Origin of the sequence: Bradyrhizobium murdochi, from assembly GCF_000472965.1 — a bacterium.
Taxonomy (GTDB): domain Bacteria; phylum Pseudomonadota; class Alphaproteobacteria; order Rhizobiales; family Xanthobacteraceae; genus Bradyrhizobium; species Bradyrhizobium murdochi.
The window spans coordinates 54,910-74,263 of record NZ_AXAU01000014.1 but is presented as its reverse complement, the minus strand read 5'-3'; the positions used below and the strand labels follow the sequence as shown (position 1 = coordinate 74,263).

Sequence of the window (19,354 nt, the reverse complement as noted above, 5' to 3'; positions counted from 1 at the left end):
TAGGCAAATGGTGGGCCTGCGTTGGTTCCTGTCCTACGACAGGCGAAGAGGGAATGCGATAGGGCCTAAATCGAGAGATTTGGGCTCGAAGAGCAGCCGCCCCCGCGACCGTGACCGGAGAGATGCCCGAAGCCACTGCCCCGAACGGGGTCGGGAAGGCGGGCATCGAAGGAAAAAATCCTGCTCCGCAAGCCGGGAGACCTGCCAGCGCAACGTTTTAGACCGGCGGACGGGGTGTTCCGCGACGGGGAAGCGAGCCTTCCTTCGGATGGATTCGCGCACCTCATCGCTCCCGCTGTCTATCCTGGAAGGGGCGATGACTGTCACACTTCACGTCTGCATTACCTGCCGTGCCGGTCAGACGCTCGGCGAGGGCGAGATCACGCCCGGTAAGCGCCTGCATGCCGCCATTCTCGATGCCGGTGTGCCTGATGGCGTCAGCGTAGTTCCGGTCGAATGCCTGTCCGCGTGCAGTCAGGGCTGCTCGGTCGCGCTCAGCGCGCCGGGACGATGGTCCTATGTCTACGGCCGCCTGTCCGATGCCAATGTCCGCGATGTGATCGCCGGCGCGTCAGCCTATGCGGCTGCGTCCGACGGCATCGTGCCGTGGCGCAGCCGTCCGGAGATCTTTCGCAAGCAATCGCTCGCCCGCATTCCACCCATTGCCGTCGTGCCGGAGGCCGCTGAATGAACTCGCTCGCAAAAGTCCCCGTCACCGTCGTCACCGGCTTTCTCGGATCGGGCAAGACGACGCTGATCCAGCATCTGATTACCAATGCCAATGGAAAGAAGCTTGCCGTGCTCGTCAACGAGTTCGGCAGCGAGGGCGTCGATGGTGAAATCCTGAAGTCCTGCGCCGATGCTAACTGTCCGGCCGAAAACATCGTCGAGCTCGCCAATGGCTGCATCTGCTGCACCGTGGCCGACGATTTCATTCCGGCCATGGAGCAGTTGCTCGCACGCAACGTGAAGCCGGATCATATTTTGATCGAGACATCCGGATTGGCCTTGCCAAAACCGCTGCTCAAGGCGTTCGACTGGCCGGAGATCCGGTCGCGGATCACGGTCGACGGCGTGATCGCGCTGGCCGACGCCGAGGCGGTAGCCGCAGGCCGCTTCGCGCCGGATCTAGACGCGGTGGAAGCGCAGCGTGCGGCCGATGACAATCTCGATCACGAGACGCCGCTGTCGGAAGTGTTCGAGGACCAGATCGCCTGCGCCGATATCGTGCTGCTGACCAAGGCGGACCTTGCCGGCTCGGCCGGCCTTGAAGCAGCGAAGGCGGCGATCGAGGCCGAAATGCCGCGCCGCGTGCCGATGCTGCCCGTCGTGGACGGCGCGGTCGATGCGCGCGTGATCCTGGGTCTTGAAGCGGCGGCGGAAGATGATCTCGCCGCGCGCCCGTCGCATCATGACGGCGAGGACGAGCACGAGCACAATGACTTTACCTCTGTCGTCATCGATCTTCCGGAAATCACCGATATCGATGCGCTCATTGCATCGGTCCAGCGGCTGGCGCGTGACCAGAATGTGCTGCGCGCCAAGGGCTATGTCGCCGTTGAAGGCAAGCCTATGCGGTTGTTGCTGCAATCGGTCGGCGCGCGCGTGCGGCATCAGTTCGACAGGCCCTGGGGCGCTAAGCCACGGCAGTCAAAGCTGGTCGTGATCGGTGAGCACGGCGATATCGATGAGGCCGCGATCAGGACGGGACTTGGCATCTGATGCACGTCGTCTTCCGCGAGAGCCGTGGTCTGGAGGAGACCGCGACGCCACGGGACATCGGCCAGGATCCGGCCGATCTCGTGGTGCTTTCGTTTTCGGATAGCGATCTTGCCGCCTTCGCGTCGGGCTGGTGGCGAGGGCGGGCCAGCCTGCCGTCGCTGAGGCTCGCCAATCTTGCCGAGCTGCGTCATCCTCTGTCGGTCGACACCTATGTCGAGCGAACGCTGTCGCAAGCACGCGGCATCCTCGTGCGCCTGATCGGCGGCGAGTCCTACTGGTCGTATGGGCTCACGGCGCTGCATCAGCTCGCCAGGGATCGCGGCATCGCGCTGGCCGTGCTGCCGGCGGACGGTCGTGACGATCTGCGACTGGACGCGTTCTCCACATTGCCGGTTTCGACGCTCCGGCGGCTCAAGGTGCTCTGCGACAAGGGCGGGCCGGTTGCGGCGCAGGCAGCGATCGCGCAGCTCGCGCTCGCATCTGGACTCTATGCGGGACCTGTTGTCGGAGCGATCGATATTCCCGAGATCGGGTTCTATGACCCCGGGCGTGGTGTCGTGGCTGCGCCGACCGCCGATGGGCGGCCCAGCGCGGTGGTTACGTTCTATCGGTCCTATCTTACGGCCGCCGACACGGATCCGGTCGACGCCCTGATCGTAGCGTTGCGGCAGAAGGGCTTTGATGCCTTCGGCGTGTTCATCACCTCGCTGAAGGCGCCGGGCGTTGCGGATTGGCTGCGTGCGCATTTCGCGCGGCGCGCGCCGGCCGCCATTGTCAATGCGACTGCGTTTTCTGCGGTCGGCGAGGACGGCACGACGCCGTTCGATGCTGCGTCGTGCCCCGTGTTTCAGGTCGCGCTGTCCACGGCGCGGCGCGACGTCTGGGCGGAGTCGCTGCGCGGCCTCTCGCCGGGAGACCTCGCAATGCATGTGGTATTGCCCGAGGTTGACGGCCGGCTGTTCGCGGGCGTGGTGAGTTTCAAGTCGGCGAGCGAGTGCGATCCCTATCTGCAATTCACCCATCTTGCGCATAGAGCCGAGCACGAACGCGTGAGCGCTGTTGCCGCGCGGGTCGCGGCCTGGCGACAACTTGCTGACAAGTCGGCCGGCGAGAAGCGGCTGGCAATCGTGCTCTCGAATTATCCGGGCCGTCCGCACCAGATCGCGCATGCGGTTGGACTCGACGCGCTCGCCTCTGTCGAAGCGTTGCTGTCCGATCTTGGCCGAGCTGGTTTTGATGTCGGGATGGCCACGTCGCTTGGCGATGTTCTGATGCGAGGGCAACTGACGTGGAGCGTCGCCGAATATCGCACGGAGCTATCCCGCCTTCCACGCCAGTTGCAGGATGACCTCGCGCGCGCTTGGGGCGCACCGGAAGATGATCCAAACTGCAAATCCGGCGAACTTCGTTTCTCTGCTATTCGATGCGGTAAGGCGATCATCGCAGTCCAGCCGGAACGAGGTGAGGTTGGGCATCGCGACGTGGACTATCACGATCTCTCTCGCACGCCTTGTCACGCCTATGTTGCCTTCCATCTGTGGCTCCGGCGCGAGGCGATCGACGCTGTCGTCCACATGGGCGCGCATGGCACGCTCGAATGGCTGCCCGGCAAGTCCGTCGCGCTGTCGTCCTCCTGCTGGCCGGAAGCGCTGATCGACGATCTGCCGGTGATCTATCCTTTTATCGTCAATGATCCCGGCGAAGCGGCGCAGGCCAAGCGGCGAATCGGCGCCGTCACCATCGGGCATCTACCGCCGCCGTTGGCGAAGGCCGTGGTGCCCGAGGGCCTACGCCGGCTCGAGCGACTGCTCGACGAATATTCGACGGCCGACGGCCTCGATCCCGCGCGTCGCCAGCGCCTGATTGCGGCAATCCGCGATGAGGCCCGGGCCGCCGGTCTGGATGACGATCTGGGCCTCACTGCATCGGCCGCCCCGGCGGAAGCGATTCCGCGGATCGATCGCTTTGTCTGCGATATCAAGGAAAGCCAGTTCGGCGACGGGCTGCATGTGTTCGGTCGCGGCGATTGCGGAGAGGCGGAGAAGGGCTCGCTGCTCGACGCACTCGCGGGCCGGCACGTCACACCGGGGCCGGCGGGCTCGCCCTATCGCGGGCGTCAGGACGTATTGCCTACCGGACGCAATCTGTTTGCCATCGATCCTCGTGCCGTGCCGACGCCGTCGGCGCATGCGCAAGGCATCAAACTCGCGGAGGAATTGCTGCGCCGTCACTTGCAGGATCACGGTGACTGGCCGGAGGGGCTCGTGGTCGATCTCTGGGGCTCTTCGACTATGCGCACCGCAGGCGAGGATTTTGCGATGGCCCTGCATCTCGCCGGCATTGCGCCGCGCTGGGATCATGGTTCGGGACGCGTGACGGGTTACGACATCATCGCGCCGGCCGAGCTCGGCCGGCCCCGCATCGACGTCACGCTTCGCGTGTCCGGGCTGTTTCGCGACGTGTTCTCCGGTCTCGCTCAATTGTTCGAGGCAGCAGCCGAAGCGCTCTCCGAGCGCGAAGGCGAAGGCGAGGAAAATCCCTATCGCCATCGCGCATCGCGCGTGTTCGGGCCGCGTCCCGGACAATATGGCGTCGGCTTTGCATCGCTACCCGATGTCTTCACGCCGCAATCGCGGGAGGCGGCCGGCGAGGCTTGGTTGTCGGCATCGTCCTGGGCGTTTTCGTCCGATGGTGCGATGCAGCCCGACCGCGCTGGCATCGAGGCGAAGCTCGCCGCCGCCGACGCCTTTGTCCATACTCAGGACCTGCCTGAGACAGACCTGCTGCTCGCCGCGGACTATGCCGCCCATGAGGCGGGTGTCGCGGCCGCAGCGGCGCGATTGGGCACGAGCATCCCTTCGCTCTATCACCTCGACACCTCGCGGCCCGATCAGCCACGTGCCCGCGAGCTGACTGAGGAAATTTCACGCGTGGTCCGCACGCGTGCCGCAAATCCTGAGTGGATCGCCGGCATGAAGCGGCACGGCTTTCGCGGGGCGGCTGAAATCGCCGCGACGCTGGAGCACATGGCCGCCTTCGCTCATCTTGCGGATGCCGTGCCGCCGCATCTGTTCGATCTCTACTACGACGCAACGCTCGGCAACGACGACGTCCGCGGCTTCATGGCGTGCGAAAATCCCACGGCGCTCGCTGTAATGGAAACCTGCTTTACCCGACTGCATGAGGTCTCGCTGTGGAAGACGCGCCGCAATTCGATTGCGGCGGCGCTGCGGGAGGCCTCATGAGCGCGGTCGCGATCAAGGGCTGGTGCCCGGGCGCGCTGCGGCCGATGCTGTCAGGCGACGGGCTGGTCGTGCGCGTGCGTCCGTATGGAGGGCGGCTTGATGCGAGGCAGGCGGCAGGAATAACGGACCTCGCCGAACGTTACGGCAACGGTTTGATCGACCTCACCAGCCGCGCCAATCTTCAGATCCGTGGCGTCAGTGATGAAGGACATCCGGCTCTGCTCGACGGGCTCGCGCAGCTTGGATTGGTCGACCCCGATCCAGAGACCGAGCGACGGCGCAACATTCTGGTCACGCCGTTCTGGAGCGCTGGCGATGACACGTGTTCGCTTGCCACCGAGCTTGAGCATGCACTGGTCCGTAGCTCTTTAGATCTCCCGACCAAGTTTGGCTTTGCAGTCGATGACGGGAAGGAGCGCGCGCTCGCCGCGGCGTCGGCGGACGTGCGCATCGAGCGCGATCCTTCGGGCACACTGATCGTGCGCGCCGACGGAGCCGAGTTAGGCCGCTCTGTTGCACGAAGCGAAGCTGTGAGGGTCGCGCTCGCGCTCGCCGAATGGTTCCTGGCATCAGGCGGAGCCAGAGACGGGCGAGGGCGCATAGCGGCCCATGTCCGCGCCGGCGCGCGGCTGCCTGAAGCTTTGCGGGGGGATGCCGAGCCTGCACGCGGCATGGCCGCACCGGCTCCGGGCCTCGATCTGCATGGTGCGTTGATCGGTGCGGCCTTCGGGCAACTGTCCCATTCGGCGCTCCGCCATCTCGCCGGCTGCACGCCGGCACTGCGCATGACGCCGTGGCGCATGATGCTGGCGGAGGGGCTACATGAGCTGCCCCGTACGCCGGACCTCATCACACGGGCCGACGATCCCGCGCTCCGTGCAATTGCGTGCAGCGGCGCGCCGCGCTGCCGCGAGGCGCACGCCGATACACGTGGGCTGGCGGCTGCGCTGGCGCCGCAAATTGCGGCTGGCGCGCGGCTTCACGTATCCGGCTGCGCCAAGGGCTGCGCCCATTCCGGCCCTGCGTCGATCACATTGGTTGGGACCGGTGACGGGTTTGATCTCGTTCGTGACGGTTCGACACGGGATAGGCCTGTCAGGCGCGGCCTGAGCGGCGCAAGCCTCGTCAAAGATCCCTCCATTCTGGTGGGAGCATGCTGAATGCCGCACATCTACGAAACCGATGGCGCGGCGATCTACCGGCGATCCTTTTCCACCATCCGGACCGAGGCCGACCTCGGCCGGTTCGCGCCTGACGAGGAACCGGTGGTCGTGCGCATGATTCATGCTGCGGGCATGGTGGGTCTCGAGGCTCATATCCGCTTCACACCCGGCATGGCGGCGATCGCGCGCGCGGCGCTGCAGAAGGGCGCGCCCATTCTCTGCGACGCGCGCATGGTGTCGGAGGGCATTACGCGCGCGCGGCTGCCGGCCGGCAATGCCGTCATCTGCACGCTCAGTGACCCCGCCGTTCCCGCGCTCGCGCAGTCCATGCGCAATACCCGTTCCGCGGCGGCGCTGGAACTGTGGCGACCGTGCCTTGAGGGAGCGATCGTCGCGATCGGCAATGCGCCGACCGCGTTGTTTCATCTCCTCAACATGCTGGAGGACCGCGATTGCCCAAGACCGGCGGCGATCATTGGCTGCCCCGTCGGTTTCGTCGGCGCTGCTGAATCCAAGGCCGCATTGATGGCCGATTCACCCGCGCCGGCGCTGACGGTCGCGGGTCGCCTTGGCGGTTCGGCAATCACCGTTGCCGCCGTGAATGCGCTGGCAAGCCGGAGCGAATAGGGATGGGGCGCATCATCTGCTGCGGCCTCGGGCCAGGCGATCCGGACTTGATGAGCGTGCGTGCCGACCGTGAGGTGCGCGCGGCGAAGCACGTCGCCTATTTCCGCAAGAAGGGACGTCCCGGCCAGGCGCGGCGGATCGTCGAGGGGATGTTGGCGGCGGACGTCTTGGAATATCCAATGGAATATCCGGTCACGACGGAGATCGCCTTCGACAGTCCGGAGTATGTCCGTCTGCTTACCGGATTCTATGACGAATGGGCGGAGCGTCTGGCGCGGCTTGCGCGGGTGGTCGACGTCGTTGTGCTCTGCGAGGGCGATCCTTACTTCTACGGCTCCTTCATGCATCTGCATGCGCGCTTGCACGGGCGGGTCGAGATCGAGGTGATCGCAGGCATCCCCGGAATGGCCGGCTGCTGGAACTCTGTCGGCCGGCCGATCGCGCTCGGCGACGACGTGACGACGGTTTTGATGGGCACGCTCGCGGAGGACGAGCTGGAGCGCCGGATGCGCAATTCCGACGCGCTCGTCATCATGAAGACCGGCCGCAATCTGACAAAAGTGCGCCGCGCGCTTGTGTCCGTCGGCCGACTGGCGGACGCGTGGCTGGTCGAGCGCGGGACCATGCCGAGTGAGCGTGTCGCTCGGCTGATCGATGTCGAGGAAGCCGACTGTCCTTATTTCGCGATCGTGCTAGTCCACGGGCAGGGGCGACGCCGGGTGTCGGTCGAATGACGGGCACGCTGACCATCGCGGGGCTTGGGCCGGGCGACGACGCACTGGTCACGCCGGAAGTCTCCGCCGCACTCGCGGCCGCGACCGACATCGTGGGCTATGCGCCCTATGTTGCGCGCGTGGCTCCGCGCGAAGGCCTCACGTTGCACCCCTCCGATAACCGCGTCGAGTTGCAGCGCGCGAACGAAGCCTTGCGGCTCGCATCCGAAGGCCATCAGGTTGTCGTGGTGTCCTCCGGCGATCCCGGTGTCTTTGCGATGGCCTCTACCGTGTTCGAGGCGCTTGAGGACCAGCCGCAATGGCAGGGGATTCCCATCCGCGTGTTGCCTGGCGTGACGGCGATGTTGGCAGCCGCCGCGCGTGCCGGCGCACCGCTCGGACATGATTTTTGCGCGATCAATCTCTCCGACAATCTCAAACCGTGGCCGGTGATCGAGAAGCGCCTGCGGCTCGCCGCCGAAGCTGATTTCGCGATTGCGATGTACAATCCGCGCTCGGCGAGCCGGCCCGACGGTTTTGGCCGCGCGCTGGACATTCTGAACGAGGCTGGATGTGGTGACCGGATCGTCATCTTCGCGCGCGCAGTTACTACACCCGATGAGTGGATCGAAGCAGTCAGAGTGAGGGACGCCAAGCCGGAGATGGCCGACATGCGCACGCTCGTGATCGTCAGCAATTCGGCGACGCGTCGCGTCGGCCGCTGGGTCTATGCACCGAGGCAGACACGATGACCAAGCCATTGCAGGACTTCGGCGACGCTTTCCACCCGCGGCCTGTCAGGCAGTTGCGGGCGCACAAGCATGATGACGGGAAGACCCAGCGCGCGCGCAGCGTCGATCTTGGCGCGCGCGCCGTCTCCGCCGGAATTGCGGGCGACAATCCATTCGATGCTACGCGCACGCATCATCTCCAGTTCACCATCGAGCGTGAACGGACCGCGCGACACGATGACGTCGGCATCGAACGGCAAGGCGTCGCCGGGCGGATCAACGAATCTCAGCGTGTAGGCGTGCTGCGGCCTGCTGGCGAAGGGCGCGATATGCTGCCGGCCGATCGCAAGAAACACCCGGGCGCGGTGTTCTGGCAAGGCCGCGACGGCGGAGGCAATATCGGCCACCTCGATCCAGTTGTCGCCGGGCGTTCTGGCCCAGGGTGCGCGTTCCAGCGCCATCAGCGCCGTGCCGGTTTCCACGCACGCCGCAACCGCGTTGCGGCTCATCTCGGCCGCAAAGGGATGCGTTGCGTCAACCACATGCGTGATGCCTTCCTGACGAATGTGTTCGGCAAGACCGCTCACGCCGCCGAAGCCGCCGATACGAGTCGGCAGCGGCTGGTTCGCGGGCGCCCGGGTGCGCCCGCCGTAGGAATAGGTCGCATCGAGTCCCGCGCGTGCGAGGCTCTCTGCAAGCAGATTGGCGTCGGCCGTTCCGCCCAGAACGAGGGCGCGCATCATGGCTGATCCCTGGTTGACCATCATTGGCATCGGCGAAGATGGCCTTGCCGGCCTCTCCGAGGCAAGCCGAAAGGCGATTGCCCTGGCGGAAACCGTCTTTGGCGGCGAACGCCATCTCACGCTTGCGGAGGTTGGCAACCGCGGCCGTCCGTGGCCGGTACCGTTCGATGCGGACATTGTGCTGACCCGGCGCGGCCGCCCGACGGCGGTGCTCGCCTCGGGTGATCCGTTCTGGCATGGCGTCGGCGGAAGTCTTGCTGAGAAGCTCGAGGCAGGCGAATGGGTTGTCCACTCCGCGCCTTCGACCTTCTCGCTCGCCGTGGCGCGATTGGGCTGGCGCCTCGAATCCGTCATCTGTCTCGGGCTCCACGCCGCGCCTTTCGAGCGCCTGGTCCCGCATCTGGCGCACGGCGCGCGGATCGTTTGCCTGGTGCGCGACGGCAAGGCAGGCGGCGATCTCGCAAAATGGCTCACGGAACGCGGCTGGGGCGGGTCGTTGATCTGGAGCCTTGCGGCCCTTGGTGGCCCCGGCGAACGCGTCAGACAACATCGTGCCGACAGTTACTCGGCCGAGCCCCGCGACAATCTCGTCGCGCTGGCGCTGGAGGCGAGGGGATCGCAGGGCATCGCGCGCAGCTCGGGTCTTGCGGACGATCTCTTTGTGCATGACGGCCGGATCACCAAGCGGCCGGTACGCGCGCTGGCGCTGTCGGCCCTTTCACCGCGGCCTGGCGAAAGATTGTGGGACATTGGCGCCGGCTCAGGCTCAATCTCCGTTGAATGGGCTTTGGCGGGGGGAACGGCGATTGCGGTTGAGGCTCGCGAGGAACGCGCTGCGAACATCCGCCGCAATGTCGCGGCGTTCGGTCTGACACATCGGATCACCGTCGTTGAAGGAGCCGCGCCCGATGCTCTCGCGGACCTGGAGGCGCCCGATGCCGTATTCGTCGGCGGGGGGCTCAATGCCACGCTGTTTGATGCCGTCTGGCTGCGTAGTGAAGCGGGGACGCGATTGGTCGCGCATGCCGTGACGCTAGAAACGGAGGCGTTTCTCGCGGACCTGCATCAGCGCCATGGCGGGGAATTGGTGCGGGTCGAGATCTCTCATGCCGCCCCGTTGGGCCGGTACCGATCCTGGGAGCCGGTGCGGCCGGTCGTGCAATGGAGTGCCGTCAAATGAAGGTCGCAGGTTTGGGCTTCAGGCGTACCGCGACGCTTGCCTCGCTGCGCGAAGCGCTGATCGCGGCCGGCGGCTGCGAAGGCCTCGCGGTCGTCGCCACGGTTAGCGACAAGGCGGAGACCGCCGCGCTGATATCGTTGGCGCGCCAGCTCAACGTGCCGATCAAGGCTGTTCCAGCCAACGTGCTGGCCGGAGCCGCGACGCTGACTCAGTCAAAACTCATCCGGGAAAAATTCGGCACGGGGTCGGTCGCGGAAGCCGCCGCACTGGTGGCGGCCGGTCGTCGCGCGCGCCTGATTGCGACGCGCGTGGTTTCGCAAGACCGTACCGTAACGGCGGCGATTGCCGAAGGAGACGGCGAATGACCGTACATTTCATTGGCGCCGGCCCCGGCGCTGCCGATCTCTTGACCTTGCGCGGGCGCGATCTGATCGCTGCCTCGCCGGTCTGCCTCTATGCCGGCTCGCTCGTGCCGGAAGGCGTGCTTGCGCATTGCCCGCCGGGCGTGCGGATCGTCAACACCGCGCCGCTGTCGCTCGACGAGATCATTGCGGAGATCGCCGCCGCGCATGCGGAAGGCAAGGACGTCGCGCGGCTGCATTCGGGTGATCTCTCGATCTGGTCAGCGATGGGCGAGCAGCTACGGCGGCTGCGCGCGCTGAAGATTCCCTATTCGATCACGCCCGGCGTGCCGTCCTTCTCCGCCGCCGCCGCGGCGCTCGAGGCCGAGCTGACGCTGCCGGGCCTTGCCCAGTCCGTGGTGTTGACGCGCACGCCCGGCCGGGCGAGCACGATGCCGGACGGCGAGAAGCTCGCCGCTTTCGCCGCGACCGGTGCGGTGCTCGCCATCCATCTGTCGATCCATCTCCTGGACAAGGTGATCGCCGAGCTGACGCAGCATTACGGCACGGACTGTCCGGTCGCGATTGTCTGGCGCGCAAGCTGGCCGGACCAGCGCATCGTGCGCGCCACGCTTGCCACGCTCGACGCCGCAGTCGGTGTCGAGCTCGAGCGGACCGCGCTCATTCTGGTCGGCAAGACGCTGGGCTCGGAGGAGTTCGCCGAGAGTCGCCTTTACGCTGCCGACTATGACCGCCGTTACCGCCCGGTCGGGCAGGCACCGCGTTTCCCGGAGGCGTCGTGATGGCGGCAGGCCTCGTCATCTCGGCGCCGGCCTCCGGCGTTGGCAAGACGACGCTGACGCTGGCGCTCGCGCGCGCCTATCGCGATCGCGGGCTGACCGTGCAGTGCTTCAAGAGCGGGCCCGACTATATCGATCCCGCCTTCCACGCGGCCGCGACGGGACGCGCCTCGGTCAATATCGATAGCTGGGCCATGGATCGCGAGACGATCACGCGGCTGGTCGGCCGCGGCGCGGACGCCGATCTCGTGCTCGCCGAGGGCTCGATGGGCCTGTTCGACGGCGTCGCTGCGCGCGGCGTGGCGGGCACCGGCGCGACGGCCGACATCGCGGAGATGATGGGCTGGCCGGTTCTGCTGGTGATCGATCCATCCGGCCAGGCACAGACGGCCGCGGCGGTTGCCGCCGGACTGCGCGATTTCCGCGCGGGTGTCCGGCTTGCAGGCGTCGTTCTCAATCGCGTCGCGAGCCCACGGCACGAGGATCTGGTGCGCCGCGCCATGGCAGACGCCGGCATTGCCGTATTCGGTGCGCTGCCGCGCCATGCCGAGATTTCCTTGCCGAAGCGGCACCTTGGCCTGGTGCAAGCCGAAGAGCAGACGGAGGTCGGCGGGCTGATCGCCGAGTCCTCACGCTTCATCACCGAGCATGTCGATCTCGACTCCGTGCTGCAATCGGCCTCTGCCTGGCTGCCGCCATCGGCCCCGCTCGGTCTCGCCGTCACGCCACCCGGGCAGCGGATTGCGCTGGCGCGCGACGCGGCGTTCTCCTTCATCTATCCGCACATGCTCGAAGCCTGGCGCGCCGCCGGGGCCGAGATATCGCCCTTCTCGCCGCTTGCCGATGAAGGGCCTGACGCGAGCGCCGACGTGTGCTGGTTGCCCGGCGGCTATCCGGAACTGCACGCGGGCCGGCTTGCTGGCAACACGCGGTTTGGTGGCGCGTTGCGCGCCTTCGCCGAGACGCGCCCCGTGCATGGCGAATGCGGGGGCTATATGGTGCTGGGCACGGCTCTGACGGATGCCGAAGGCGCACGCCACCAGATGGTCGGCTTGCTTGGCCTGGAGACGAGCTATGCCAAGCGTCGCATGCATCTGGGCTATCGCCTAGCGGCGCTTGCTGCACCGATACCGGGACACAAGGCCGGCGCACGGCTAAGGGGCCATGAGTTTCACTATTCGACGATCGTCGCGCAGCCTGATACGCCGCTCGCGGTCGTGTGTGATGCAACGGGCGTCGTGGTTGCAGAGACCGGCTCGCGGCGCGACAACACCTCCGGTACCTTCTTTCATCTGATTGCGGAGGACCGGTGAGCGGCTTCGTCTCCTTCATCTCCGCCGGTCCCGGCGATCCCGAGCTCCTGACGCTGAAAGGGGCGGCGCGGTTGCGCGAAGCTGACGTGGTGCTCTATGACGATCTCGCCTCGGGGGCGATCCTCGATCTGGCCGGTCCAGCCGCCAATCTCGTCGCGGTGGGAAAACGCGCCGGTCGCCCCTCGACCAAGCAGCAGCATGTCAACCGGTTGCTGGTCGATTACGCGGGAACGGGCGCACGCGTGGTGCGGTTGAAATCGGGCGATGCGGGCATCTTCGGTCGTCTGGAAGAGGAGATCGAGACGCTCCGCGCGGCAGGCATCGGCTACGAGATCGTTCCAGGCGTCACCGCGGCCTGCGTCGCGGCGGCGCAGACCGGCATTCCCCTGACCCGACGGCATACGTCGCGCCGGGTCCAGTTCGTGACCGGCGCCGATGTCACCGGTGAATTGCCCGCGAACCTGAACTGGGCGGCGCTGGCCGATCCGGAGGCGACGACCGTCGTCTATATGGGCCGGCGCACGTTCCCGGCCCTGGCCGCGAAACTGATCGAGCATGGCCTCGCCCCGAGCACGCCGGCGCTGTTTGCCGAATCCTTGGGTCGCACCGATGAGCGGCTGGTTCGCACCACGATCGCAGAGCTCGCCGAACAGATCGCGCGAGGCGGTGCGGCGACGACCGCCGCCGTGATCCTGTTCGGCGCATTGGCGGAGATGACGTGAGATGACGCCGTCGCCGACCCTCGCTCGCCCCTTGACGCGTGCTCTTCGAAAGAGTCAATTTTTGACGCCAAAGCCGTCGGTGTGACGGCAGGAAGGACTTGAGGCCATGCATATCGAACCGGGAATTGTGACGGGTGCAAAACTCGTGCTGAGCTATGCTACCGGCATTGCCGCAGGCGGCGTCGCCCTCAAGCTCGCGGCCGATAGCGTGCGCGAGCAAGGCATCGTTTCATTCGCTGTGCGCACGGTTGCTACGACAGCGCTGGTGTTCTCGTTCTTCGAGATCCTGCCGCACTTCCGCGTCGGAGTCTCCGAGGTGCACTTCATCCTCGGTTCGACATTGTTCCTGCTGTTCGGTGCCGCACCCGCCGCGTTCGCACTCGCATTGGGTCTTCTGCTGCAGGGCCTGTTCTTCGCGCCGACGGATCTGCCGCAATACGGCATGAACGTGACGACGCTGCTGGTGCCGCTGTTCGCGATCCACGCGCTGGCCCAGCGCATCATTCCCCGCAACACCGCCTATGTTGACCTGCAGTATCGCCAGGCGCTGGGGCTTTCGACGGCGTACCAGTCCGCCATCGTCGCGTGGGTTGCATTCTGGGCGCTCTACGGTGCGGGCTTTGGCGCGACGAATCTCGCCAACATCGCGATGTTTGCAGGATCCTATGCGATGGTCATTGTGATCGAGCCGCTGGCGGATCTTGCTGTGCTCGCGCTGGCAAAATCGCTGCGTGGCGTTACGGCCGACGGCTTCGTCACCCCGCGCCTGCACAACGCTGCGCAGAGATAATGTGAGGGGCGGCCGCCACGGCCGCCCTTCGCACAGGTTATGCTGACGCTCTCCCTGATAGGCATCGGCTGCGGCGATCCCGAGCAGCTCACGCTCGCAGCGATCCGCGCGATCAACGCTGCCGATCTCGTCCTCATCCCGCACAAGGGCGCGGCGAAGTCCGATCTCGCCGAACTGCGGCAGGCGATTTGCGCTGATGTGCTCACGAGCGACAAGACGCGTATCGCGGAATTCGATCTGCCCGTGCGCAATGCCGGCGAGGCGGATTACCGCCGGGGCGTTGACGATTGGCACGACGCTGTCGCTGCAACTTGGTCACAGGAGATCGCGAGCCACCTTGGCAGCGACGGCCGCGTGGCCCTGCTGATCTGGGGCGACCCGTCGCTCTACGATTCCAGCCTGCGCATCGCGCGAAGGCTGGACCCCTTGCCGGCGATCGAGGTGATCCCGGGCATCACGTCGATCCAGGCGCTGTGCGCGGCGCATGCGCTGCCGCTCAACGGCATCGGCGAGCCCTTTCTCGTTACGACGGGGCGGCGGTTGCGCGAAGGCGGCTGGCCTGACGGCACCGACACCGTGGTCGTGATGCTTGATGGCGGCACCGCCTTTCAATCGCTGGAGCCGAAAGGCCTGCATATCTGGTGGGGCGCCTATCTCGGCATGTCCGATCAGATCATCATGTCCGGTGAGCTTGCCGAGGCTGGTCCTCGCATCGTCGCGACGCGGCAAGAGGCGCGCGAACGGCATGGCTGGATCATGGACAGCTACATTCTCAAGCGCAGGCCGTGAGGCGGCCGCATGCAGAGGCAGAACAACATGCTCCCCGAGTGGGTCTCCCAGAAATGCCCTGATGTCTCGGCCGCCCATCGCGAGGCGGCGCTTGCGCGGCAGGGGCAACTGACAAAGCCGACGGGTGCGCTCGGCCGGCTCGAGCAGATTGCGGTCGAACTCGCTGGCCTCCAGCAGACGGAGCAACCTCGCGCTGACCGCGTGCCGATCGTCGTCTTTGCCGGCGATCACGGCATCGTCGCGCAGGGCGTGTCGGCCTATCCGCAGGAGGTGACGATCGCGATGCTGTCGAATTTCGCCGCGGGCGGCGCTGCGATATCGGTCTTGGCACGCGAATTGGGTTCGGGTCTCGAAGTCGTCGACGCCGGCACGTTGGCGGAAGCGCCGCTGGCGGGGGTCGTCACCGACAAGCCGCGCTGCGGCAGCCGCGATTTCAGCGTGGAGGCGGCGCTTGACCCGAGCGAGCTGGCATTCGCTTTTGAATGCGGCTGGCGCGCGGTGCTGCGCGCGGAGGCCGGGCATCCTGATCTACTCATCTTAGGAGAAATGGGAATCGGCAACACCACGACCTCGGCAGCAATCGCATCGGCCCTGCTCGGCGTGAGCGCCGAGGAGATCGCAGGCAGCGGAACCGGTGTCGATACCGCCGGCCGGGCCCGCAAGGCGCGGCTGGTTGATGCTGCGCTGGCCCTGCACAAGCTTGCCGGGGCTTCTGCCGAAAAGATCCTGTGTGCAGTTGGAGGTCTCGAGATCGCCGCTGTCTGCGGTGCGATCATCGCAGCGGCGCAGCGGCGCATTCCTGTCCTGATCGACGGCTTCATCGTGTCAGCTGCGGCGCTCGCGGCGGTGCGTCTCAATCCGTCGTGTCAGCCATATCTCTTGCCCTCGCATCAATCGGCGGAGCAGGGACATCGCCTGGTTCTTCGCGCGCTCAACGTCCATCCTCTGGTCAGCCTGGACCTGAGGCTCGGCGAGGGATCGGGTGCCGCGATCGCACTGCCGCTGGTGCGGCTCGCATGCGCCCTGCACAACGGCATGGCGACCTTTGCGCAAGCCAACGTGCCGGATCGGCCGGCATGATGAGGGCGCTTCAAGCAACGCACTGATTGACCGACAGCACTCGCCAGCCATTCGACAGCCGATCGATGCGAGTGAGGGAAAGCGGGTTGATGACGAAGCGGAGGGCAGCCTGCGGGGTGAGGTCAAGTGCGATGCACAGCGCAGCGCGGATGGTGCCGGAATGGACGACGAGGCTTGCCGGTCCGGTCTCGATCTGATCGAGGCCCTGCCGAACCCTGACAATCTGATCCTCAAAGCTTTCGCCGCCCGGCGGCCGGGAGCGAGCCGGATCGCTCCAAAACTTTGCATAGCTTTCGCCGCCGGCAGCGGCGAGATCGTCGTGGCGCTGCCCGGTCCAGTCGCCAAAATCCTGCTCGCGGAATTCGGGCACCAGAATCGGGTCACGCCCCAGCGCACGCGCCGTGTCGACGGTCCGTCGCGACGGGCTTGCGTAGCTTCTGGCGTCCTGCGGCAGTTGCCGTCGCAGCGCTTCAAGTTGCGTCCGGTCGTTGAGATCCGCGGGGGCGTCCGAGGCATGGATCGTCCCTGCGACGCCATTAACAATCGCATGCCGGACCAGCCAGAGGAAGGTGTCCCCTTCCATTCAACGTCTCCACCTACGTCAGAGCAGTAACGCGATAGCACGCTCCGGTGAGCAATTGTCAATGTAGAGATCGCTGCGACAGGGATACCGAGAGTGCACATTGACTCCACGCTCGTCTTAATCCTAGATGCGCGCGACGGTTTCCCCTTACGGGGATGAAAAGGGAATGCGGTGCGAGGACGTTTCCTCAATGCCGTAGCTGCCCCCGCAACTGTGAGCGGAGAATCTTGCGTCACGAGCCACTGGGCATCTCGGTCCCGGGAAGGCGACGCAAGGTAACGACCCGCAAGCCAGGAGACCTGCCGTCAGCCGTGGTCACACGCGAAGATGTCGGTCGGGGAGTACAGACATTCGGCTTCACCCGAGGCTTAGCAAGCTGGAGGTTGAGACCCTGGGTCGCTGTGACGTGCCACTGTCGTCATACCGAGGTCTCAACCATGTCGTCTCTTCGTGCCGCCCGGTCGGGCAGATTCTTGCTCGCATCCGGCGTTCTCTCTTATGTTGCTTCCCTCGACATCTCCGCAGCCTGGGCGCAACAGGCGAACTCCCGTGAGCAATTGCCACCCATCGAGATTTCTCCGGGTGCCAATCAGAAGCGCAGACCGGCAAGGCCGGCCGGCCGCGACGAACGCGGCGCGCGCCATACGGCGGCAAGCAGAGCCACGCCCACCGCGACAGCACCGAAGCCTGGTGAGCAAGCAACGCAGACGCCGCTGAACACGAACGCTGTTGCCGAGGGCGCCTCGCGTCTTGGCCTGACGGTGCGCGAGATTCCGGCAACCGTCGAGGTGATTTCGGCCGAGACGATCCGTGAGCAAGGCTATCGGACGGTGTCGGACGTCGCGCAAGGCGCGGTCGGTGTGACGTCCGGTGACAATCCGGCCGAGCCCTCGGCCTTCTCGATGCGCGGCTTCACCAACAGCCAGATCAATGTGCTCTACAACGGCATCAAGATCGGTCCGCAGAACATGACGTCGCGCATCATGGATACGGCCAATCTAGAGGCGGTGGAGTTTCTAAAGGGGCCAGCCTCACTGTTGTCGGGCGAGGGTGCCGCCGGCGGTGCGGTCAATTTCGTGACCAAGCAGCCGCACACCGGGCCGATCCGGAACGAGGCGTACTTTTCCTATGACTCGCTGAATTCGTTCCGCAGCTACTACGGCTCCGGCGGCAGCACCAACATCCAGGGCTTGGACTACCGGTTCGACATGAGCCGCTCCTCGCTCAACGGCTTTGCCGACGACACCAACACGAAGACGCTCGACGTTTCGGGCCAACTGAATTATCGCATATCCGACAATCTCAGAGTCTGGGGCGCCATCGAATACAAGGAGGACCGCTCGAAGGCATATTGGGGTGTGCCGCTCGTCCCGGTCGCCTTCAGCGGATCCCATGCCACAGCCGGCATCGTCTCCGGGAGCTACGTCTCGAACTACAACGGATCGAACCTGGGGCCCGTCACGATCGACGACCGCACTTTCAACACCAACTACAACGTTCTCGACAATCGTAACGTCGCGAAGGAGGTGTGGCTTCGCGGCGGCTTCGAGCTCAGGCTCGCACCCGGTCTGACCCTGAAGAGTCAGGCCTATGGCTACGGCGCCGAGCGCGAGTGGCTCAACAACGAAGTTGAGGCGTTCAACGCCAATTCGAACCTGGTCGATCGCGAGCGCTTCTACGTGGCGCATCGCCAGAAGCTCGCAGGCAATATCACCGACCTGACCTGGGATACCAACTTCGTCGGTATGGATAACCGCCTCGTGACGACGGTTGCAGCGAGCAGCCTCGATTTCGTCCGCCCGGGTGCCGCCAACTTCCCCCACGACCTGGTCACGCTGGTCGATCCCGCGCGCGGTTACTATGGCCTGCTGACGACGCAGCGACAGACCGCTCGAATCGACAACGAGTCCCTGTCGTTCGAGGATCGCCTTAAGATCACACGGACATTTGCTCTGGTCGGTGGCCTGCGCATGGAGCATATCGGGCTCAATCGGAATTCGACCGACGCGAGCGGCGTGGTGAAGGCGGGCTTTCCTTTCTCGAAATCCTGGATGCCGATGACGGGCCGCGTCGGCTACACCTGGGAGGTCATTCCCGGCCTGACGTTCTTCAGCCAATACGCGACGGGTGCAGACGTCTCGGCCAATAACATTTTCCTGCTCGGGCCGCTCCAGCCGCTCCACCTGACGACGTCGCGCACCTATGAGACCGGGGTGAAGCATCTGTTCTGGGACAACCGGGCGGAGTGGTCGTTCTCAGCCTTCGATATCCTGCGCAAGAATGTCTATGCGGCGGCGGGCGGCATGCAGCTCAACGTCGTCGGACGGCAGGAATCGAAGGGCGTGGAGCTCGCAGCCTCCGTGCACCTGACGGAAGGCTGGCGGGTGTGGGGCAACATCGCCTATGTCGACGCGCGCTATGCCGACTACAATTTTGCAGGTGGCTCGTTTTCCGGGAATACGCCGCCGAACGTGCCGCGCGTCGTCGCGAACGCCGGCGCGTCATACCGGTTCTTCACGCCCTGGCCGGTCGAGCTTGGGGTGATCGGCCGTCATGTCGGCGATCGACACAACACCGATGCCAACACCGTGACGATGAACGCCTACACGGTGGCCGATTTCCATGCCTTCGTCGACATCCCCAAATCCGTCTTCAATGTCGTCGAGCAAACGCGGCTGACGTTCCGGGTGCGGAATGTGACCGATAAGCGCTACGCGATCTGGGGCGATCCGTTCTATCCCGACCAGATCCTGCTGGGAGCCCCGCGCACCTATGAAATCTCAGCCGCCTTCAAATGGTGAGGTGATTGCCG

General features: G+C 65.6%; 18 protein-coding genes and 2 riboswitches. Of the genes, 16 read left to right on the top strand and 2 right to left on the bottom strand.

Annotated features, from left to right (window positions below):
• The first annotated feature begins 5 nt into the window (after window positions 1-5).
• A riboswitch (cobalamin riboswitch) is annotated at window positions 6-223 on the top strand.
• 93 nt (window positions 224-316) lie between these two features.
• Genes YUO_RS0124430 through cobJ form a run of 7 tightly spaced genes read left to right on the top strand, consistent with a single transcriptional unit; the run spans window position 317 to window position 8,222 of the window.
• The gene (locus tag YUO_RS0124430) at window positions 317-691 is read left to right on the top strand and encodes a DUF1636 family protein (RefSeq protein WP_028349643.1); all 375 of its coding nucleotides are present in this window, start codon (window positions 317-319) and stop codon (window positions 689-691) included.
• A complete protein-coding gene (gene cobW, locus YUO_RS0124425) occupies window positions 688-1,722 on the top strand; it encodes a cobalamin biosynthesis protein CobW (protein ID WP_028349642.1) in 1,035 nt (344 codons plus the stop codon). Before YUO_RS0124430 ends, cobW begins: the two co-directional genes overlap by 4 nt.
• Window positions 1,722-4,967: a cobaltochelatase subunit CobN gene (cobN, locus tag YUO_RS0124420; RefSeq protein ID WP_028349641.1), complete on the top strand. Its 3,246-nt coding sequence runs from the start codon at window positions 1,722-1,724 to the stop codon at window positions 4,965-4,967. Before cobW ends, cobN begins: the two co-directional genes overlap by 1 nt.
• Window positions 4,964-6,127 carry a precorrin-3B synthase gene (gene cobG, locus YUO_RS0124415; RefSeq protein ID WP_028349640.1) on the top strand — a complete coding sequence of 388 codons (1,164 nt, stop codon included), beginning with the start codon at window positions 4,964-4,966 and terminating at the stop codon, window positions 6,125-6,127. Before cobN ends, cobG begins: the two co-directional genes overlap by 4 nt.
• Window positions 6,128-6,757 (top strand): precorrin-8X methylmutase, encoded by a 630-nt coding sequence (locus YUO_RS0124410; RefSeq protein ID WP_028349639.1) that lies wholly within the window; start codon window positions 6,128-6,130, stop codon window positions 6,755-6,757.
• Window positions 6,758-6,759: 2 nt separating this feature from the next.
• Window positions 6,760-7,491, top strand: coding sequence for a precorrin-2 C(20)-methyltransferase (locus YUO_RS0124405; protein WP_028349638.1), 732 nt, complete (start codon window positions 6,760-6,762; stop codon window positions 7,489-7,491).
• Window positions 7,488-8,222, top strand: coding sequence for a precorrin-3B C(17)-methyltransferase (cobJ, locus tag YUO_RS0124400; protein ID WP_028349637.1), 735 nt, complete (start codon window positions 7,488-7,490; stop codon window positions 8,220-8,222). The genes YUO_RS0124405 and cobJ overlap by 4 nt, the downstream gene beginning before the upstream one ends.
• Here cobJ and YUO_RS0124395 read toward each other — a convergent pair.
• On the bottom strand, window positions 8,198-8,944 hold the full coding sequence (locus YUO_RS0124395; RefSeq protein ID WP_028349636.1) for a cobalt-precorrin-6A reductase: 747 nt from the start codon (window positions 8,942-8,944) through the stop codon (window positions 8,198-8,200). The genes cobJ and YUO_RS0124395 overlap by 25 nt on opposite strands.
• On the opposite strand from YUO_RS0124395, the gene YUO_RS0124390 reads away from it, so the two are divergent.
• The 8 genes from YUO_RS0124390 to cobT all read left to right on the top strand — a co-directional run bounded on the left by YUO_RS0124390 (window position 8,943) and on the right by cobT (window position 15,959).
• The gene (locus tag YUO_RS0124390; RefSeq protein ID WP_028349635.1) at window positions 8,943-10,124 is read left to right on the top strand and encodes a bifunctional cobalt-precorrin-7 (C(5))-methyltransferase/cobalt-precorrin-6B (C(15))-methyltransferase; all 1,182 of its coding nucleotides are present in this window, start codon (window positions 8,943-8,945) and stop codon (window positions 10,122-10,124) included. The two genes, YUO_RS0124395 and YUO_RS0124390, sit on opposite strands and share 2 nt — an antisense overlap.
• A complete protein-coding gene (locus tag YUO_RS0124385) occupies window positions 10,121-10,489 on the top strand; it encodes a cobalamin biosynthesis protein (RefSeq protein ID WP_028349634.1) in 369 nt (122 codons plus the stop codon). The genes YUO_RS0124390 and YUO_RS0124385 overlap by 4 nt, the downstream gene beginning before the upstream one ends.
• Entirely contained in the window at window positions 10,486-11,268 is a 783-nt protein-coding gene (gene cobM / locus YUO_RS0124380; protein WP_028349633.1) for a precorrin-4 C(11)-methyltransferase, read from the top strand. The genes YUO_RS0124385 and cobM overlap by 4 nt, the downstream gene beginning before the upstream one ends.
• Window positions 11,268-12,578: a cobyrinic acid a,c-diamide synthase CobB gene (locus YUO_RS0124375; RefSeq protein WP_028349632.1), complete on the top strand. Its 1,311-nt coding sequence runs from the start codon at window positions 11,268-11,270 to the stop codon at window positions 12,576-12,578. Before cobM ends, YUO_RS0124375 begins: the two co-directional genes overlap by 1 nt.
• The gene (gene cobA, locus YUO_RS0124370) at window positions 12,575-13,300 is read left to right on the top strand and encodes a uroporphyrinogen-III C-methyltransferase (RefSeq protein ID WP_028349631.1); all 726 of its coding nucleotides are present in this window, start codon (window positions 12,575-12,577) and stop codon (window positions 13,298-13,300) included. The genes YUO_RS0124375 and cobA overlap by 4 nt, the downstream gene beginning before the upstream one ends.
• Before the next feature lie 106 nt (window positions 13,301-13,406).
• A complete protein-coding gene (locus YUO_RS0124365; protein WP_028349630.1) occupies window positions 13,407-14,090 on the top strand; it encodes an energy-coupling factor ABC transporter permease in 684 nt (227 codons plus the stop codon).
• Window positions 14,091-14,129: 39 nt separating this feature from the next.
• Complete coding sequence (gene cobF, locus YUO_RS0124360; protein WP_028349629.1) at window positions 14,130-14,879, top strand: precorrin-6A synthase (deacetylating); 750 nt, start codon at window positions 14,130-14,132, stop codon at window positions 14,877-14,879.
• A 27-nt stretch (window positions 14,880-14,906) separates the two neighbouring features.
• A complete protein-coding gene (gene cobT, locus YUO_RS0124355) occupies window positions 14,907-15,959 on the top strand; it encodes a nicotinate-nucleotide--dimethylbenzimidazole phosphoribosyltransferase (RefSeq protein WP_028349628.1) in 1,053 nt (350 codons plus the stop codon).
• A 10-nt stretch (window positions 15,960-15,969) separates the two neighbouring features.
• Here the strand turns inward: cobT and YUO_RS0124350 are convergent, their stop codons facing one another.
• Entirely contained in the window at window positions 15,970-16,542 is a 573-nt protein-coding gene (locus tag YUO_RS0124350; RefSeq protein WP_028349627.1) for a histidine phosphatase family protein, read from the bottom strand.
• Window positions 16,543-16,662: 120 nt separating this feature from the next.
• A riboswitch (cobalamin riboswitch) is annotated at window positions 16,663-16,863 on the top strand.
• Between the two features lie 116 nt (window positions 16,864-16,979).
• Here YUO_RS0124350 and YUO_RS47265 point away from each other — a divergent pair.
• Window positions 16,980-19,343 (top strand): TonB-dependent receptor, encoded by a 2,364-nt coding sequence (locus tag YUO_RS47265; RefSeq protein ID WP_028349626.1) that lies wholly within the window; start codon window positions 16,980-16,982, stop codon window positions 19,341-19,343.
• Window positions 19,344-19,354: the final 11 nt, after the last annotated feature.

Coding starts and splice junctions, on each gene's coding strand:
- YUO_RS0124365 (WP_028349630.1), top strand. CDS start 13,407: ATGCATATCGAACCGGGAATTGTGACGGGTGCAAAACTCGTGCTGAGC.
- YUO_RS47265 (WP_028349626.1), top strand. CDS start 16,980: ATGTCGTCTCTTCGTGCCGCCCGGTCGGGCAGATTCTTGCTCGCATCC.
- YUO_RS0124395 (WP_028349636.1), bottom strand. CDS start 8,944: ATGATGCGCGCCCTCGTTCTGGGCGGAACGGCCGACGCCAATCTGCTT.
- YUO_RS0124375 (WP_028349632.1), top strand. CDS start 11,268: ATGGCGGCAGGCCTCGTCATCTCGGCGCCGGCCTCCGGCGTTGGCAAG.
- YUO_RS0124350 (WP_028349627.1), bottom strand. CDS start 16,542: ATGGAAGGGGACACCTTCCTCTGGCTGGTCCGGCATGCGATTGTTAAT.
- cobN (WP_028349641.1), top strand. CDS start 1,722: ATGCACGTCGTCTTCCGCGAGAGCCGTGGTCTGGAGGAGACCGCGACG.
- cobW (WP_028349642.1), top strand. CDS start 688: ATGAACTCGCTCGCAAAAGTCCCCGTCACCGTCGTCACCGGCTTTCTC.
- cobJ (WP_028349637.1), top strand. CDS start 7,488: ATGACGGGCACGCTGACCATCGCGGGGCTTGGGCCGGGCGACGACGCA.
- YUO_RS0124410 (WP_028349639.1), top strand. CDS start 6,128: ATGCCGCACATCTACGAAACCGATGGCGCGGCGATCTACCGGCGATCC.
- YUO_RS0124385 (WP_028349634.1), top strand. CDS start 10,121: ATGAAGGTCGCAGGTTTGGGCTTCAGGCGTACCGCGACGCTTGCCTCG.
- YUO_RS0124390 (WP_028349635.1), top strand. CDS start 8,943: ATGGCTGATCCCTGGTTGACCATCATTGGCATCGGCGAAGATGGCCTT.
- YUO_RS0124405 (WP_028349638.1), top strand. CDS start 6,760: ATGGGGCGCATCATCTGCTGCGGCCTCGGGCCAGGCGATCCGGACTTG.
- cobF (WP_028349629.1), top strand. CDS start 14,130: ATGCTGACGCTCTCCCTGATAGGCATCGGCTGCGGCGATCCCGAGCAG.
- cobM (WP_028349633.1), top strand. CDS start 10,486: ATGACCGTACATTTCATTGGCGCCGGCCCCGGCGCTGCCGATCTCTTG.
- cobG (WP_028349640.1), top strand. CDS start 4,964: ATGAGCGCGGTCGCGATCAAGGGCTGGTGCCCGGGCGCGCTGCGGCCG.
- YUO_RS0124430 (WP_028349643.1), top strand. CDS start 317: ATGACTGTCACACTTCACGTCTGCATTACCTGCCGTGCCGGTCAGACG.
- cobT (WP_028349628.1), top strand. CDS start 14,907: ATGCTCCCCGAGTGGGTCTCCCAGAAATGCCCTGATGTCTCGGCCGCC.